This is a genomic window from Tessaracoccus flavescens (assembly GCF_001998865.1).
GTDB classification, from domain to species: domain Bacteria; phylum Actinomycetota; class Actinomycetes; order Propionibacteriales; family Propionibacteriaceae; genus Arachnia; species Arachnia flavescens.
The window spans coordinates 2,948,654-2,963,569 of record NZ_CP019607.1 but is presented as its reverse complement, the minus strand read 5'-3'; the positions used below and the strand labels follow the sequence as shown (position 1 = coordinate 2,963,569).

At 66.4% G+C, this 14,916-nt stretch carries 15 protein-coding genes and 1 pseudogene; 6 read left to right on the top strand and 10 right to left on the bottom strand.

Annotation, left to right across the window (positions count from 1 at the left end; translation table 11 throughout):
• Positions 1-92 precede the first annotated feature (92 nt).
• From BW733_RS18340 to BW733_RS14315, 4 genes are all read left to right on the top strand, one after another.
• Positions 93-230 (top strand): hypothetical protein, encoded by a 138-nt coding sequence (locus BW733_RS18340; protein ID WP_161490247.1) that lies wholly within the window; start codon positions 93-95, stop codon positions 228-230.
• A 134-nt stretch (positions 231-364) separates the two neighbouring features.
• Positions 365-1,915 carry an IS21 family transposase gene (gene istA, locus BW733_RS14325; protein ID WP_077347046.1) on the top strand — a complete coding sequence of 517 codons (1,551 nt, stop codon included), beginning with the start codon at positions 365-367 and terminating at the stop codon, positions 1,913-1,915.
• A complete protein-coding gene (locus tag BW733_RS14320) occupies positions 1,912-2,655 on the top strand; it encodes an ATP-binding protein (protein WP_077347044.1) in 744 nt (247 codons plus the stop codon). Before istA ends, BW733_RS14320 begins: the two co-directional genes overlap by 4 nt.
• A 69-nt stretch (positions 2,656-2,724) precedes the next feature.
• Positions 2,725-3,927 (top strand): integrase catalytic domain-containing protein, encoded by a 1,203-nt coding sequence (locus tag BW733_RS14315; protein WP_152024727.1) that lies wholly within the window; start codon positions 2,725-2,727, stop codon positions 3,925-3,927.
• A 253-nt stretch (positions 3,928-4,180) separates the two neighbouring features.
• Here BW733_RS14315 and BW733_RS14310 read toward each other — a convergent pair whose 3' ends face one another.
• The 7 genes from BW733_RS14310 to rpsP all read right to left on the bottom strand — a co-directional run bounded on the left by BW733_RS14310 (position 4,181) and on the right by rpsP (position 9,774).
• On the bottom strand, positions 4,181-4,933 hold the full coding sequence (locus BW733_RS14310; protein WP_077351524.1) for a succinate dehydrogenase/fumarate reductase iron-sulfur subunit: 753 nt from the start codon (positions 4,931-4,933) through the stop codon (positions 4,181-4,183).
• A complete protein-coding gene (locus BW733_RS14305) occupies positions 4,930-6,933 on the bottom strand; it encodes a fumarate reductase/succinate dehydrogenase flavoprotein subunit (RefSeq protein WP_077351522.1) in 2,004 nt (667 codons plus the stop codon). Before BW733_RS14305 ends, BW733_RS14310 begins: the two co-directional genes overlap by 4 nt.
• Entirely contained in the window at positions 6,930-7,577 is a 648-nt protein-coding gene (locus tag BW733_RS14300) for a succinate dehydrogenase cytochrome b subunit (protein WP_335755102.1), read from the bottom strand. The genes BW733_RS14305 and BW733_RS14300 overlap by 4 nt, the downstream gene beginning before the upstream one ends.
• Before the next feature lie 155 nt (positions 7,578-7,732).
• Positions 7,733-8,440 carry a tRNA (guanosine(37)-N1)-methyltransferase TrmD gene (trmD, locus tag BW733_RS14295; protein WP_077351518.1) on the bottom strand — a complete coding sequence of 236 codons (708 nt, stop codon included), beginning with the start codon at positions 8,438-8,440 and terminating at the stop codon, positions 7,733-7,735.
• Positions 8,437-8,958 carry a ribosome maturation factor RimM gene (gene rimM / locus BW733_RS14290; RefSeq protein WP_077351516.1) on the bottom strand — a complete coding sequence of 174 codons (522 nt, stop codon included), beginning with the start codon at positions 8,956-8,958 and terminating at the stop codon, positions 8,437-8,439. Before rimM ends, trmD begins: the two co-directional genes overlap by 4 nt.
• 94 nt (positions 8,959-9,052) lie before the next feature.
• Positions 9,053-9,301 carry an RNA-binding protein gene (locus BW733_RS14285; RefSeq protein ID WP_077351514.1) on the bottom strand — a complete coding sequence of 83 codons (249 nt, stop codon included), beginning with the start codon at positions 9,299-9,301 and terminating at the stop codon, positions 9,053-9,055.
• A 2-nt stretch (positions 9,302-9,303) separates the two neighbouring features.
• The gene (gene rpsP / locus BW733_RS14280; protein ID WP_077351512.1) at positions 9,304-9,774 is read right to left on the bottom strand and encodes a 30S ribosomal protein S16; all 471 of its coding nucleotides are present in this window, start codon (positions 9,772-9,774) and stop codon (positions 9,304-9,306) included.
• Between the two features lie 206 nt (positions 9,775-9,980).
• On the opposite strand from rpsP, the gene BW733_RS14275 reads away from it, so the two are divergent.
• Positions 9,981-10,325 carry a metallopeptidase family protein gene (locus BW733_RS14275; protein ID WP_077351510.1) on the top strand — a complete coding sequence of 115 codons (345 nt, stop codon included), beginning with the start codon at positions 9,981-9,983 and terminating at the stop codon, positions 10,323-10,325.
• A gap of 53 nt (positions 10,326-10,378) precedes the next feature.
• On the opposite strand, the gene BW733_RS14270 is transcribed toward BW733_RS14275, so the two are convergent.
• Positions 10,379-11,605 carry a S49 family peptidase gene (locus BW733_RS14270; RefSeq protein ID WP_077351508.1) on the bottom strand — a complete coding sequence of 409 codons (1,227 nt, stop codon included), beginning with the start codon at positions 11,603-11,605 and terminating at the stop codon, positions 10,379-10,381.
• Between the two features lie 106 nt (positions 11,606-11,711).
• Here BW733_RS14270 and BW733_RS20160 point away from each other — a divergent pair.
• Positions 11,712-12,074: pseudogene (locus tag BW733_RS20160) on the top strand (alpha-N-acetylglucosaminidase C-terminal domain-containing protein); the annotation flags it as partial.
• A 227-nt stretch (positions 12,075-12,301) separates the two neighbouring features.
• On the opposite strand, the gene BW733_RS14260 reads toward BW733_RS20160, so the two are convergent.
• Together BW733_RS14260 and ffh are read right to left on the bottom strand one after the other, a co-directional pair.
• Entirely contained in the window at positions 12,302-13,381 is a 1,080-nt protein-coding gene (locus tag BW733_RS14260; RefSeq protein ID WP_077351504.1) for an amidohydrolase family protein, read from the bottom strand.
• 8 nt (positions 13,382-13,389) lie between these two features.
• Positions 13,390-14,913 (bottom strand): signal recognition particle protein, encoded by a 1,524-nt coding sequence (ffh, locus tag BW733_RS14255; RefSeq protein ID WP_077351502.1) that lies wholly within the window; start codon positions 14,911-14,913, stop codon positions 13,390-13,392.
• Positions 14,914-14,916 lie beyond the last annotated feature (3 nt).

Here is a 14,916-nt window from a genome sequence, read left to right as displayed (position 1 = left end):
CCCCGCGAACGAAGGGGCCGTACCTCACATACTTTTCCCCGGGAAACAGTGACCGGCCACGATGGGGTGTGGAGGTTGGAGAGAAGCTGTCGATGGCAGCCCGAGTCGAGATCACGAAGAAGTACGCCAAGGCCTATGCCGCGGCCCCGAAGAAGGGCAAGTCCCAGATCCTCGACCACGTGGTCGAGATCACCGGCTGGATGAATATCAGCGCTGCTGGGGGCCGTTGATCGTGTGTTTGGGGGCCACTGGCTGGCGGTGGTGATCGTCTCGTTGGGGGCCGGCAGTGGTGTGGTTGGGGGCCGCTGGATTCTAGGCTCCTTCCGCCGTGTGTATAGGGCACGCGGCGGAAGGAGATTCTTCGATGGTACGAAAGATCAGGGCGAAGCTGGTGTTGCGGCTTCGCGCCGAGGGCTTGTCGGGGCGGGCGATTGCCGCGTCGCAGCAGATGTCGCGCAAGTCCGTGATGGCGGTGTTCGAGGCCGCCGACACCGCGGGGGTGTCGTGGGACGACGTCTCCCAGCGCAGCAACGACGAGGTCTATCGCCTGTTGTTCCCGGGGCGGGGTGAGCATGAGACGGTGTTCGCTTCCCCGGACTGGGACCAGGTCCACAGGGAGATGGCCAGGGTCGGGGTCACGCTGAAACTGCTCCACGGCGAATACGCCGACTCGTGCGCCGCGGAGCGGGTGCCGGCGATGGGCTATGACCGGTTCTGCAAGACCTACCAGCGCCACGTCCTGGTCACCGGTGCGGCTTCGAGGGTGGGTCACAAGGCCGGGCAGAGCGTCGAGGTCGACTGGTCCGGGCCGACGATGGAACTGACGAACCCGGCCACCGGGGAGGTTTCGAAGGTCTATCTGTTCGTGGCGTGTTTGCCGTTCAGCCGGTTCGCGTTCGTCTATCCCGCCTTGGACATGAAGCAGGACACGTGGCTGCGGGCACACGTGGCCATGTTCACCGCCTTCAGCGGGTCGGTGCCCAGGATCGTGCCGGACAACTTGAAGACCGGGGTGGTGAAGCATCCCCGGGAGGGTGAGGTCGTGTTGAACGACTCGTATCGGGAGATGGCTGCGCACTACTCGGCGGCGGTGCTGCCCGGACGGGTGAGGAAACCCAAGGACAAGGCCTCGGTCGAGAACACCGTGGCTCATGTTGCGACCTGGGTGATCGCTGCCCTCAGGGACGAGGTGTTCACGTCGCTGCCCGAACTGGCCGCCGCGATCGAGGGCCGGGTCGAGGCTTACAACGCTGAGCCGTTCCAGAAGCGTCCCGGCTCACGGGCGAGTGTGTTCACGATTGAGGAGCAGCCGCTGCTGCGACCGTTGCCCCAGGTCGCCTACGAGATCAGCCGCTGGGCCTATGGGCGCCGCGTCGGACGCAGCGGGCACGTGGTCTGGGAGAAGAACCACTACTCGGTGCCTTATCTCCACATTGGATCTAAGGTCGACCTGCGGATCACTGACCGGGTCTTGGAAGTCTTCGCCGGGTCTCAGCGGTTGAGCAGCCACCTGCTGCTGCCGGAGGGATCCGCCGGGGGCTGGCGCACAGCCGAGGCCGACCTTCCCACCGGTGAGAAGTATCAGCCCTGGGACGCCGCCCGGGTCCGGGAATGGGCGGCCAGGGTCGGGCCGGCAGCGCAGACGGTCATCGACCGGATCTTCGAATCCGTGGCGATTGATGAGCAGGGCCTGGACCCGGCGTTGGCGGTGTTGCGGCTGTCGCGTCGGTTCTCCGCCGACCGGGTGGAGGACGCCTGCCAGCTGGCTCTGGCCGCAGGGGTCAGGTCGCCTCGCTACGTCCACCTCAGACCGATCCTGGACACCGGGCAAGACAAGCAGCCCATCCCAGAGCCCGTTGATGCCGGTGGCTACGTCCGCGGCGCCGACTACTACGCAGAGCGGAGCAGCCGATGAGCAGCTTGGACGTCGAGACCAAACGCAAACTCCGCGAGATGGGCGCCACCCCGCTGCTGGAGGCCATCCAGACCCAGGACGAGGCCTTGGTGCTCGGTCTCGGGTTCGAGGAACGGATCCGGATCATCGTGGACGAGGCACACTCAGCCTTCACCCACTCCAAAGTCGACGGCCTCATCCGCCGCGCTGGGCTGCGCTATCCCACAGCGGACCTGCGCAGGATCGACCTCGTCGAGGAACGCGGTCTGGACAGGGGCGTGATCTCGCAGCTGGCGACCTGTTCGTTCATCGAACGCTCCCACAACGTCGTGTTCCAAGGCTTCACCGGCTCCGGGAAATCCTACCTCGGCTGCGCCCTGGCGAAACAAGCCTGCCTCCACCGGATCCGGGCCCACTACATCCGAATGCCCGACCTCGCCGAAGCCTGGCATCTCGCCAAGGACAAGCCACAGGGGCAGATGAAGTTCCTCCGCAAGTACGCGGCCTTCACCCTGCTCGTGATCGATGAATGGCTCCTCGACCCACCCGACGAAAGCATGCGCAGCATGCTCCTGGAGCTCCTCGAGCGCCGCTACGACACCACCTCCACCGTCTTCTGCACCCAATACGCGAAGAAGGACTGGCACCAGCGCCTCGGCGGAGGAGTCCACGCCGACGCCATCATGGACCGCATCGTCCACAACACCATCTGGATCGACACCGGCACCCACAACATGAGAGAACACACCGCCACGAAGTGACCAGCCCGGCGCTGGTGGACGGCCCCCGGCCCCCACCAGCGCCACCGGTGGCCCCCAACGTCAATATCGATGGCTCCCAGAGGCAATATCCAGTGGTCCCGTCAGGCTCGAATACTCAGCTGGAACCGTGACCATGCCCGCCAGCAGTTGGTGGCCCGGTTGAAACAGGCCCCGGGACGGGCCACCGCGACGGTCGCGGTGATCGATCGGCGCAAGACCAAGGCGTGTAAGTACTCCTACGACGCCAGGCTGATCCTGCAGCGGGTATGGGCGGCCTCGGGGGGCAGCTGCGGGCAGTACCTCGCCGCATCCATGAGCGATCTGATCGATGCGATGGAAGCCGAAGGCGAACTGGTGCCTAGCCAGGACCGTTACAGCGCCGAGGTCAGGGCCGAGCTGGAATCGATGTCGGCGGCCACGATCGACCGGTACCTCGCACCGGCGCGGGCGAAGGACCCGATCCGAGGAAAGACCGCCACCAAGCCCGGCAGCCTGCTACGAAACTCGATCACCGTGCGTAAAGCCGGTGACGAGGTCGAAGCCGAACCCGGGTTCTTCGAAGTCGACACCGTGGCCCACTGCGGCCCCACGCTGAAGGGCGAGTTCGCCCGCAGCGTGAACTTCACCGACATGCACACCGGCTGGAGCTTCACCTACTCCATCCGCAACAACGCCCACCTCCACATCCGGACCGCGTTCGACCACTTCATCGCCCAGGTCCCGTTCGCGGTCACCGGGATCGATTGTGACAACGGCTCGGAGTTCATCAACCACGACCTGATCGGCTGGGCCGGCCAACGAGAGGTGTTCTTCACCCGGTCGCGGCCTTACAAGAAAAACGATCAAGCCACCATCGAATCGAAGAACAACCACCTCGTGCGCCGCTACGGCTTCTACCACCGCTACGACACCGCCACCGAACTCGCGTTACTCAACCAGCTATGGCCGCTGGTCAACGACCGGCTCAACTTCTTCACCCCCACGAAGAAACCCGAAGGCTGGGCCACCGACACCGTAGGGCGCCGCAAACGCCTCTACGACAAGCCACGCTCCCCCTACCAGAGGCTCCTGGCCGCCGGGGTCCTCAACCCCGCCCAGGAAACAGAACTAGCCGCCTACAAGGCCACCCTCAAACCCGTCGCAATGCAACGACGCATCACCGAGATCCAACAGGAGCTCACCCGACTCGCAGGCCGAAAGACAGCCCGTCTCGAACAACACATCGCATGGAAGGCACCCGACCCCGCCGGCCTCAAAACCCGGGCCAGCTAACCCTTGTTTTCGCGGGGAAAAATATCTGAGGTAAGGCCTACCATTTCGCGGGGACTTGACAGTGAGGTACCACGTCAGGGTGGCCCTCCGGTCCGGGCCGTGCCCATGAGCACTTTCCCGGACTCGTTGCCACTGGCAGCGTTGCCATCGCTTCAGACGGCGGACGAACCCGGAAAAGTGCTCAAGCTCGAGCCCTCCCCCAGACGTGACGAGAGGGGCGACGCTGAAGCGTCGCCCCTCGTCGGTGCAGGTCCTACTGCTTGCCGTCGGCCTTGAACAGCGACGCGATCAGGTCACGGTTCAGCTGGGCGATGGACTCGAGCGGGATGCCCTTGGGGCAGACCGCGGCGCACTCACCGATGTTGGTGCAGTTGCCGAAGCCTTCCTCGTCGTGCTGGGCGACCATCGACTTCACGCGACGGTAGCGCTCCGGCTGGCCCTGCGGGAGCATGGCCAGGTGCGTGATCTTCGCCGCCGTGAACAGCATGGCGGAGCTGTTCGGGCAGGCCGCGACGCAGGCGCCACAGCCGATGCAGGTGGCGTTGTCGAACGCCCTGTCTGCCTCGCGCTTGGGCACGGGGGTCGAGTGGGCCTCCGGGGCGGAGCCGGTGTTCGACGAGATGAAACCGCCTGCGGCGATGATCCGGTCGAAGGCGTTGCGGTCGACCGCGAGGTCCTTGATCACCGGGAATGCACCCGCGCGCCATGGCTCGATGTCGATCGTCGCGCCGTCCGAGAACGAGCGCATGTGCAGCTGGCAGGTGGTCGTGGCCGAACCACCGTGCGCGATGCCGTTGATGACGACGCCGCACATGCCGCAGATGCCCTCGCGGCAGTCGTGATCGAACGCGACCGGTTCCTCGTTGCGCTCGGTGAGGTTCTCGTTGAGGAGGTCAAGCATCTCGAGGAAGGACATGTCCTCCGACACGCCGTCCAGGTCGTACTCGACCATCCGGCCGGCTGCTTCAGGGCCGGCCTGACGCCAGATACGTAGCTTGAGCTTCACTTGTAACTCCGTTGCTTGAGTTCGATTGCCTTGTAGTTGAGGGGTTCGCGATGCAGGACCGGCACGTTACCCTCGCCGTTCCATTCCCATGCCGCGACGTAGAGAAACTCGTCGTCGTGGCGAAGGGCCTCACCCTCAGGGGTCTGCGACTCGGCGCGGAAGTGACCGCCACAGCTCTCGCGACGGTGCAGGGCGTCGACGCACATGAGCTCGCCGAGCTCCATAAAGTCGGCGACGCGGCCTGCGCGCTCGAGGGCCTGGTTGAAGTCCTCGTTCTTGCCGGTGACGCGCACGTTGCTCCAGTAGTCCTCGCGGAGGTTCTGGATCAGACCGATGGCCTTCTTCAGGCCCTCCTCGGTGCGCTCCATGCCGCAGTACTCCCACATGATGTGGCCGAGTTCCTTGTGGTAGGAGTCGACCGAGCGGGTGCCCTGGATGGACAGCAGTTTGTCGATACGGGCCTGTGCCGAGTCGCGGGCCTCCGCGACGGCCGGGTGGTCCTCCGGCAGCTTGTCGAACGGCGCATCAGCGAGGTAGTCGTTGATGGTGTTCGACAGCACGAAGTAGCCGTCCGCGAGGCCCTGCATCAGCGCCGAGGCACCGAGGCGGTTCGCGCCGTGATCCGAGAAGTTCGCCTCACCGGTCACGTACAGGCCGGGGATGGAGGACTGCAGGTCGTAGTCGACCCAGAGGCCACCCATCGTGTAGTGGACCGCAGGGTAGATGCGCATCGGCACCTCGTACGGGTTCTCACCGGTGATCTGCGCGTACATGTCGAACAGGTTGCCGTACTTGTTCTCGACGGCCTTCTGCCCGAGCCGGTTGATCGCGTCGGAGAAGTCGAGGTAGACGCCACGACGCACGAGGCGCTCGGTGCCGTCCTCATCGACCTCCACGACGGCCGGGCCGACACCGCGGCCCTCGTCGCACACTTTCTTCGCCTGACGCGACGCGATGTCATGCGGGACCAGGTTGCCGAACGCCGGGTAGATGCGCTCCAGGTAGTAGTCGCGATCCTCCTCGGGGATCTGGCGCGGATCCTTTCCGCAGTCCTCGGCCTTCTTCGGCACCCAGATGCGACCGTCGTTACGCAGCGACTCCGACATCAGGGTCAGCTTCGACTGGGTCTCGCCGTGCACCGGGATGCAGGTGGGGTGGATCTGCGTGAAGCAGGGGTTGCCGAAGTAGGCACCCTTGCGGTGGGCGCGCCACGTCGCGGTGACGTTGCAGCCCATGGCGTTGGTCGACAGGAAGAAGACGTTGCCGTAGCCGCCGGTGGCGAGCACGACGGCGTCAGCCGTCCAGGTCTCGACCTTGCCGTTGATCATGTTGCGGGTCACGATGCCGCGGGCCTTGCCGTCGACGACGATCAGCTCGACCATCTCGTGGCGGGTGTACATCTTGACGGTGCCCGCCGCGACCTGGCGCTCCAGCTGCTGGTACGCGCCGATCAGCAACTGCTGACCCGTCTGGCCGCGCGCGTAGAAGGTGCGCTGCACCTGCACGCCACCGAAGGAACGGGTGTCGAGCAGGCCGCCGTACTCGCGCGCGAAGGGGACACCCTGCGCGACGCAGTGGTCGATGATTTTGGCCGAAACCTCCGCGAGGCGGTAGACGTTCGTCTCGCGGGCACGGTAGTCACCGCCCTTGACGGTGTCGTAGAACAGCCGGAACGTCGAGTCGTTGTCGTTTCTGTAGTTCTTGGCGGCGTTGATGCCGCCCTGGGCGGCGATCGAGTGGGCGCGACGCGGGCTGTCCTGGTAACAGAAGTTGAGGACGTTGTAGCCGGCCTCACCGAGCGTCGCGGCGGCAGCGCCACCGGCGAGGCCGGTGCCGACGATGATGACGCTGAGCTTGCGGCGGTTGGCGGGGTTGACGAGACGCGCCTGGAACTGCCGGGTCTTCCACACCTTGTCGATGTCGACGCCCTTGGGTGCCTTGGTGTCTTCGATCTCCTCGCCGACGGCCCAGAACTGGTTGGTGGTGATGGTGTCGGTCACGAGATTGCTCCAAACAGGACGGCCACGGGCATGCTCATGAAGCCCACGAACAGTGCGACCGCCACGATGATCGCGAGGATGTTGAGCCACTTGCGCGCGTTGGCGGACGTGTTGGCGCCCAGCGTGGCGAAGGCGCTCCAGAACCCGTGCCGGACGTGCATGCAGACCAGCACCATGCAGACGGCGTAGATCGCCACCATCCACCAGAGCTTGAAGCCTGCGAGCACCATGGTGTGCGGCTCGTCGGCGGTGCCACCCATGGATCCGGGCACGATCGTGAACTGGATCAGGTGGAAGATCAGGAACGCCAGGATGATGACGCCACCCCAACGCATGGTGCGGGCCGAGTAGGTCTGCACGCGCGTCTTCTTGTTCACGTACCTGTCGCCGCGGTTGGCAAGCGTCGCACGCGAAAGCGTGTACGCCGACCAGATGTGCAGGATGACGGCCAGCACGAGGGCGAAGCGGAAGATCCAGATGAACCAGCCCGCGGGCAGGATCGGGTACAGGATGCCACCGTCGTCGGTCTGCCCCTTGAGCCAGTGCGCGTAATGGTCGAATGCCTCGGCACCCATGAACATCTTGAGGTTGCCGTACATGTGCATGAGCAGGAATGCGATCATGATCAAGCCGGACACCGCCATGATGACCTTCTTGACGACAGTCGACCGCACCGCTCGCTGATGAATGGTGAGAGTTGTTGCCACGGCCACACTCTAGCCGGAGGTCGCCCCCATTTTGCCGAGGGGGGAGATTAGCCGAAACGCGAGTCTGCTAGGCAATTTTCGCGCCGCAGACGTTACGAAAAGTCTTCTCCGAGGAGGTCGGGACGCCGCTCACGGGTGCGCTCCATGGCCCTTTCGCGGCGCCACTTGGCGATCAGCGCATGGTTGCCGCTGAGCAGCACCTCGGGGACCGCGCGGTCGCGCCACACGGGGGGCTTGGTGTAGTTGGGGTATTCCAGCAACTGCTCATTACCCGTCGAGTGTGATTCCTCGAGCAGCGAGTCGGGGTTGCCGATCACTCCGGGGAGCAGCCGCACGACCGCCTCGATGACGGCGAGCGAGGCCACCTCTCCGCCGTTGAGCACGTAGTCGCCGAGGCTGACCTCCACGACGTCGTAGCGCTCGCGGCAGTGGTCGATCACGCGCTGGTCGATGCCCTCGTACCTGCCGCAGGCGAAGACGAGCCGCTCGCGGGCCGCCAACTCGTAGGCCATGGCCTGCGTGAACGGACGCCCGGCAGGGGTCGGCACGACGATCGTCATCGGCAGCGGTGAGGCCGCTTCGAGGGCGTCGAGCGCCTCGCCCCACGGCTCGGGCTTCATCACCATGCCTGCTCCCCCTCCGTAGGGGGTGTCGTCGGTGGTGTGGTGCCGGTCGTGGGTCCAGGTCCGCAGATCGTGGACGGCGAGGTCGACCGTCCCGGCCGCGATGGCCTTTCCGACGAGGCTCAGCCCGAGCGGGGCGAAGTAGTCGGGGAAGATGCTGACGACGTCGAGTCTCATTCGTCGCCCTCCAAGAGCCCTCCGACGTCGGCGAGCTGCACGTGCCCGGCCTCGAGGTCGACGACGGGGACGAGAGCGATGACGAACGGGACGAGCCGGTCCTCACCGTCGACGTCGATCCGCAGCAGGTCCTGTGCGGGCATGTGCAGCACCTCGGCCACGGTTCCTGCCGCGTCGCCCGCATGGTCGAGGACCCGCAGCCCGACGAGCTGGCGATCGAAGTACTCCTCGGGCTCGCTCGGGCGCTCGTCTGCGGGGACGTCGACGCTCAACCACTCACCCGTGAGGGCCTCCACCGCGCTGCGGTCCGGGTATCCGACGAAGGAGACGACCACGCGGCCCTTGTGCCAGCGGACCGTGCCGATCTCCACCGAGCGGCCGGTGTCGCCCAGCCGCAGCCTGGCACCGGGTGTGAACCTGCGCGCGGGCTCATCGGTGCGCAGGTCGATCGCGACATCGCCTTTGATGCCGTGGGCCCTCCCCACCTTGCCGACCCTCACCTCGATCAGTCCGGTCATGTCCTCGACTCCTCATGGATGTGCTGCAGTTCGTGCGTGAATGAAAATCGCCGGTTGAGGGCTGGGAAGCTCTCAACCGGCGATCAGTGTCGCTTCAGCGGCGGCGGGGACGGTCCACGTCGACGAAGTCCACGCGGACGCTCTCGTTGCCCGCGAGGGCGCCGATGACGGTGCGGAGGGCCTGCGCGGTGCGGCCCTGGCGACCGATCACCTTGCCGACGTCGTCGGGGTGCACGCGCACCTCGAGCAGCCGGCCACGACGCAGATCCTTGTCCTTGACGGTCACGTCGTCGGGGTTCGAGACAATACCCGCGACGAGGTGCTCAAGGGCGTCGGCGAGCACCGTCAGGCCTCTTCGGCAGGAGCCTCGGCCTCTTCAGCCGGAGCCTCAGCTTCGGCGGTGGCCTCAGCAGCCTTCTTCGCGGCATCCTCGTCGGCCTTCTTCTTGGCCTTGGAGATGGCGGGCGAGGTGGCGTTCGAGTCCTCGGCAAGGGCAGCGGCGAAGGCGGCCTCGCGGTCGCGACGCTCGGGCTGCGGATCGATGCCTGCAGGCGTCTTGTCGCCGGTGAACTTCTGCCAGTCGCCGGAGCGCTTGAGGATGGCGACGACGGCCTCGGTCGGCTGGGCGCCGACGGACAGCCAGTACTGCGCGCGCTCGGAGTCGACGCGGATCACGCTGGGATCGTTCTTCGGGTGGTACAGGCCGATCTCCTCGATGGCCTGACCGTCGCGCTTGGCGCGCGAGTCGATGACGATGATGCGGTAGTGGGGCGAGCGAATCTTGCCGAGACGCTTCAGGCGGATCTTGGTTGCCACTTGGGTGGGTACTCCTGTTTCAAGGTGTCTGCCCGGCAGACGAGTTGGATGGACGCGACCTCGCGTGTGGGGCACGCTCGGCGCAAACCTAGGATCCCCTTCGCCCGCGTGAGAGGGCACAGACGAAGAAGGTGCAGGTGCCATTGTGCCAGAAGGGCCCCTCCCCGCCCAAAAACTCCACTTCCTCCGCCGGTTAGGGTTGTGGCGTGGACGTGACAGCCGACGCCTTCGAGGCCCTTGTCGAGGAAGCCCTCGAGGCGCTGCCCGAGCAACTCCTCGAAGGCCTTGACAACCTCATCTTCGTGATCGAGGACGAACCCGAGGACGGCTCCGACACCCTCGGTGTCTACGAGGGGACGGCGCTGACCGAGCGCGACGGGTACGGCTACGGCCAACTCCCCGACCGGGTGGTCCTGTTCCAGGGGCCGCTCACCCGGATGTGTGAGGACGAGGACGAACTCTACGACGAGATCTGGATCACGCTCGTGCACGAGCTCGGCCACTACCACGGCATCGAGGAGGAGGCTCTCCACGAACTCGGCTGGGGCTGAGCCGAACATGGCGAATGGCCGGGCCCCGGAGGACCCGACCCCTTGCACGAATGTCAGGCGCACACGCCCCTGAAGTCGCCCGCGTAGACCAGCGGCTGGGTGCCCGAGCAGATGGCGCTGCTGAGCGACGGGGTGACGCCGGCGCCCTGCTCGACGGCGGGGGCGAACCCCAGCGGGCGCTTGAGCTCCATCCCGATCAGCGAGCCGAGGAACCCGCTGTCTGCGACGGATGCCTCGACGCGGGTCTGCTCCGGATCCAGGCCGGCGGCCTCTGCCGCGTGGCGGAAGAACTCGTCGCGGCCCATCACCTCGTCGACCAGACCGTTGGCCTTCGCGGCCTGCGCGTCGAAGATGAACGCCCCGAACTCGTTGATGATCGTCTCGCGGGGGATGTCACGGTTCTGGGAGACGTGGTCGACGAACGCCTCGTACTCAGCGTCGATGACCGCCTGGTAATGCTTGCGCTCCTCGTCGGTCATCTCGCGGAACGGGTTACCGAAGTCCTTGCCCTTTCCTGCTGTGATGTACTCGCTCGTCACCCCTCCCGTGGTCGTCACTCCGGCCTCGAGGAGCGTGCTCCCGGTCGCGGTGACGCCGTTGTAGTGGGTGAATGGGCCCATCACGACCCCGATGGATCCGACGAGGGTTCCGTAGTCGGCGAGGATCTCGTCCGCGGTCGCCGTCGAGTAGACGCCGCCTGAGGCCGACATGCTGCTCACGTGCACGAGGACCTTCTGGCCGGTGCGCTCCTGGTACCGCTGAACCGCGTCCGAGATGGCCTTCGATCCGCTGATGCTCCCACCCGGGGTGTTGACGAGCAGGACGACGCCGCCGGCATCCTCCTTCTTCAATTCGTCGAGTTGTTCGGCGATCTCGTAGCCATAGGTGCCCGCGCTGAGCAGGCCGCCGTCGCTGCTGTCGGCCATGATGGCGCCCTCGAGGCGGATGGCGCGCAACCGCTGCTCCCCGGAGCCCCAGATGGTCTCCGTCGTGGTGCTGGTTGCGTCCTCAGAGCCCATCGAGAACACCAGCGCGCTGATCAGCAGCATCACCCCCGTCACGATCGACGCGACGACGCTCACCGCCCCGAGGCCGAGCGCGAGGCCGGCGCCGAGGCCGAAGCCGCGTTTGAACCCTCCCTCGCGGGGTCGCGGTTCGACGGCCGTCGCCGGCCGGGCCGGGGACGGCTGCGGATCCGGCGACCGCTCGGCGGTCTGCGGGGGTGGGAAGTCGGTGTCTGTCTTTGCTGGTTCTGGAACTTCGGGGGTTCCGTGAGTCATCTCTGATCTCCTCCTGTCGTACTTCGAGCCTAGGTTTCCACAACCCTCTGACGCCTGCCCCGAAGGTCTGGGATCGGGTGGTTCGACTCATCCCTGCGGATGAGATGTGTGCCCGAAAGTTGGTCGTGACGCCGCCAATGCCTCGCGGGGCCCGGACAACGACTATGAGCGAATCGGCTGGGAGCGTTTTCAGCTTCGGCTCAAGGTGCTTTGCTGCCTTGGAACGACAGATACCAACGCAGGATCTGATGAGAAACCCGCTCCCCTGATCGACGACCTCGCGGGCACGGAGTCCATCTCGCTGCTCGGCCGCCTGCTCGACGAGGCCGAGTCGGCGGGAACTACAGCCGCCGAGAAGGCCGCGTTCGAGAAGTCGCAGCGCACGATCCTGACCATCTGGGGCACCCCGGCCGGCTACAACGCGGCCCTCGGCGACTACGCGGGTCGGGAGATCCAGGGCCTAGTGAAGAGCTTCTACCTGCCCCGTTGGCAGAAGTTCCTCGACGCAAAGCTCGCCGAACTCAAGGGGGCTCCGGCGCAGAGCTTCAACTGGTTCGCCGACGGGAGGCGGGTTCCGGGAGCAGCGCATCTTCCCGTTCAACAACATCGTGATGTTCCCCTGGATTCCGTCAAGCACAGGGCCGCCGGCCACTTGGCGGATTCTAACGGTGGTCGAGGGCTCTGTCGTCTCGCTGCTCAGGCGACCACAAGCGCGCCGCGCAGCAGCTTCGCCGTCGGCTCGAAGATGACGCCGAGTTCCTCGCGCGGGTCGGCTGGGAGCACGATCAGGTCGGCACTCTCTCCCACCTCGACGTTCGGGGCGCCGAGCCACGGCCGGGCGCGCCAGCTGGCCGCGCCGAGCGCGTACTCCGCTCCGGCGATGGCCGCGAGTTCCTCGATCTCCTCGCCGATGCCGCCGTGCGGGACGACGGTGCCTGCGTCCGTGCCCGTGTAGACCGCGACGCCGGCGTCGATGGCCTTGCCGATGGTTTCCTTGCGGCGGGCGTAGAGATCGGTCATGTGGGCGAAGTAGGTGGGGTACTTGTCCTTTGCAGGGGCCGCGTACATCGGGAAGCGGGCGAGGTTGATCATCGTCGGCACGAGCGCGGTTCCGCGGGAGACCATCTGGGCGATCACCTCGTCAGTCAGGCCTGTGCCGTGCTCGATGCAGTCGATGCCCGCCGCCACGAGTTCGGCGACCGACTGTTCACCGAAGCAGTGCGCCGTCACTCGAGCGCCCTCCTCGTGGGCCGCCTCGATCGCGGCCGACGCGGCCTCCGCCGGCCACAACGGCGCGAGGTCGCCGACCGAGCGGTCGATCCAGTCACCCACGAGCTTGACCCAGCCGTCGCCGGAGCGTGCCTCGTGACGGACCTGCTCGACGAGCTGCTCGGGCTCGACCTCGGCGCCAAGGCCACGCAGGTAGCGCTTCGGCCTCGCCACGTGCCTGCCCGCGCGGACGAGGCGCGGAAGGGTGGCCTCGTCATGGATCCAGCGCGTGTCGGACGGTGAGCCCGCGTCGCGGATCAGCATCACGCCTGCGCCAAGGTCGGTCAGCGCCTGCGCGCGTGCCATCTCCGCACTGACCGCGCCATCGGGTCCGAGCCCGATGTGGCAGTGCGCGTCGACCAGTCCCGGCAGCACCCAGGCGCCCGAGGCGAGCCTCTGTGCCCCGGCAACCGGGCCGTCGACCACGATGCCGTCGGCGATCCACAGGTCCCGGACGTCACCGTCCGGGAGGATCCGCGCGTCGGGAAGATGCCAGGGTCCACCCATCTCGACTCCTAGAACTTCGGCTTGTTCTGATCGAACATCTTCGCCAGCTCGGGCGGGAGCTGGAAGTCGTCCATCGACTGTGGGATCTGCGGGGCCTGGGGCTGCTGCGGAACCTGGGGACGGTTCGCGGGGCGGGCTGCGCCCTTTCGCCCCTTCTTGCCCTGCTGCTTCTTGCTTCCGGCGCGCCGGCCTCCGCCCATGCCTCCCATGCCGGGCATGCCCGGGAAGCCGCCGCCCGCCATCGACTCCATCATCTTGCGCGCGTCGACGAAGCGGTTGACGAGCTTGTTGACCTCGGAGACCTGGACGCCTGCGCCCTTGGCGATCCTGGCGCGGCGCGAGCCGTTCAGGATGGCCACGTCGTCGCGCTCGGCCGGGGTCATCGAGTAGATGATGGCCTCGATCCGGTCGATCTCGCGCTCGTCGATCTCGTTGATCGCCTGCTTGAACTGGCCTGCTCCCGGCAGCATGCCGAGGATCTTCGACATGGGGCCCATCTGGCGCAACTGCTGCATCTGCGAGAGGAAGTCCTGCAGGCCGAACTGGTTCTTCCCCATCAGCTTCTCGGCCGCGGCGCGGGACTGCTCCGCGTCGAAGGTCTTCTCGGCCTGCTCGATCAGGGTGAGCATGTCGCCCATGCCGAGGATGCGCGAGGCCATCCGGTCGGGATGGAACATGTCGAAGTCGGAGAGGCCCTCGCCGTTGGAGGCGAACATGATCGGCTTGCCGAGCACACGGGCGATCGACAGCGCCGCGCCACCGCGGGCGTCGCCGTCGAGCTTGGTCAGCACGACACCATCGACCCCGACGCCCTCGTCGAATGCCTTCGCGGTGTTGACGGCGTCCTGGCCGATCATGGCGTCTACGACGAACAGCGTCTCATCGGGGCCGACCGCCGCCTTGATGTCGGCGGCCTGCTGCATGAGTTCCTGGTCGACGCCGAGCCGGCCTGCGGTGTCGACGATGACCACGTCGTAGAGCTTCGCCTCGGCGTGCTCGATGGCGCGGCGCGCCACGTCGACCGGGTCGCCGATGCCGTTGCCAGGCTCGGGCGCGAAGACGTGCACGCCGGCGCGCTCGCCGACGATCTGGAGCTGGTTGACCGCGTTGGGGCGCTGCAGGTCGGCCGCGACGAGCAGCGGCGCGTGCTTGGAGTCCTTGAGCCACTTGGCGAGCTTGCCCGCGAGCGTCGTCTTTCCTGCGCCCTGGAGACCGGCAAGCATGATCACCGTCGGTGGCCGCTTCGCGAAGCGGATGGTGCGGTCCTCACCACCGAGGATGGAGATGAGCTCCTCGTTGACGATCTTGATGATCTGCTGCGATGGGTTGAGCGCCTTCGACAGTTCGGCGTCGAGCGCGCGCGTCTTGACGGCGGCGACGAACTCCTTGACGACGGCCAGGTTGACGTCGGCCTCGAGCAGCGCGATGCGGATCTCGCGCATCGTGGCGTCGATGTCGGCCTCGGAGAGGCGTCCCTTGGAGCGCAGCCCCTTGAAAACCGTCGAGAGCCGGTCCTGCAGCGTGTCGAACACTTT

What these genes read in the sequence shown, in the direction of transcription:
- BW733_RS18340 (WP_161490247.1), top strand. Translation starts at nt 93, where the DNA reads ATGGCAGCCCGAGTCGAGATCACGAAGAAGTACGCCAAGGCCTATGCC.
- istA (WP_077347046.1), top strand. Translation starts at nt 365, where the DNA reads ATGGTACGAAAGATCAGGGCGAAGCTGGTGTTGCGGCTTCGCGCCGAG.
- BW733_RS14320 (WP_077347044.1), top strand. Translation starts at nt 1,912, where the DNA reads ATGAGCAGCTTGGACGTCGAGACCAAACGCAAACTCCGCGAGATGGGC.
- BW733_RS14315 (WP_152024727.1), top strand. Translation starts at nt 2,725, where the DNA reads ATGGCTCCCAGAGGCAATATCCAGTGGTCCCGTCAGGCTCGAATACTC.
- BW733_RS14300 (WP_335755102.1), bottom strand. Translation starts at nt 7,577, where the DNA reads ATGGCGGTGTCCGGCTTGATCATGATCGCATTCCTGCTCATGCACATG.
- trmD (WP_077351518.1), bottom strand. Translation starts at nt 8,440, where the DNA reads ATGAGACTCGACGTCGTCAGCATCTTCCCCGACTACTTCGCCCCGCTC.
- rimM (WP_077351516.1), bottom strand. Translation starts at nt 8,958, where the DNA reads ATGACCGGACTGATCGAGGTGAGGGTCGGCAAGGTGGGGAGGGCCCAC.
- BW733_RS14270 (WP_077351508.1), bottom strand. Translation starts at nt 11,605, where the DNA reads ATGACTCACGGAACCCCCGAAGTTCCAGAACCAGCAAAGACAGACACC.
- BW733_RS14260 (WP_077351504.1), bottom strand. Translation starts at nt 13,381, where the DNA reads ATGGGTGGACCCTGGCATCTTCCCGACGCGCGGATCCTCCCGGACGGT.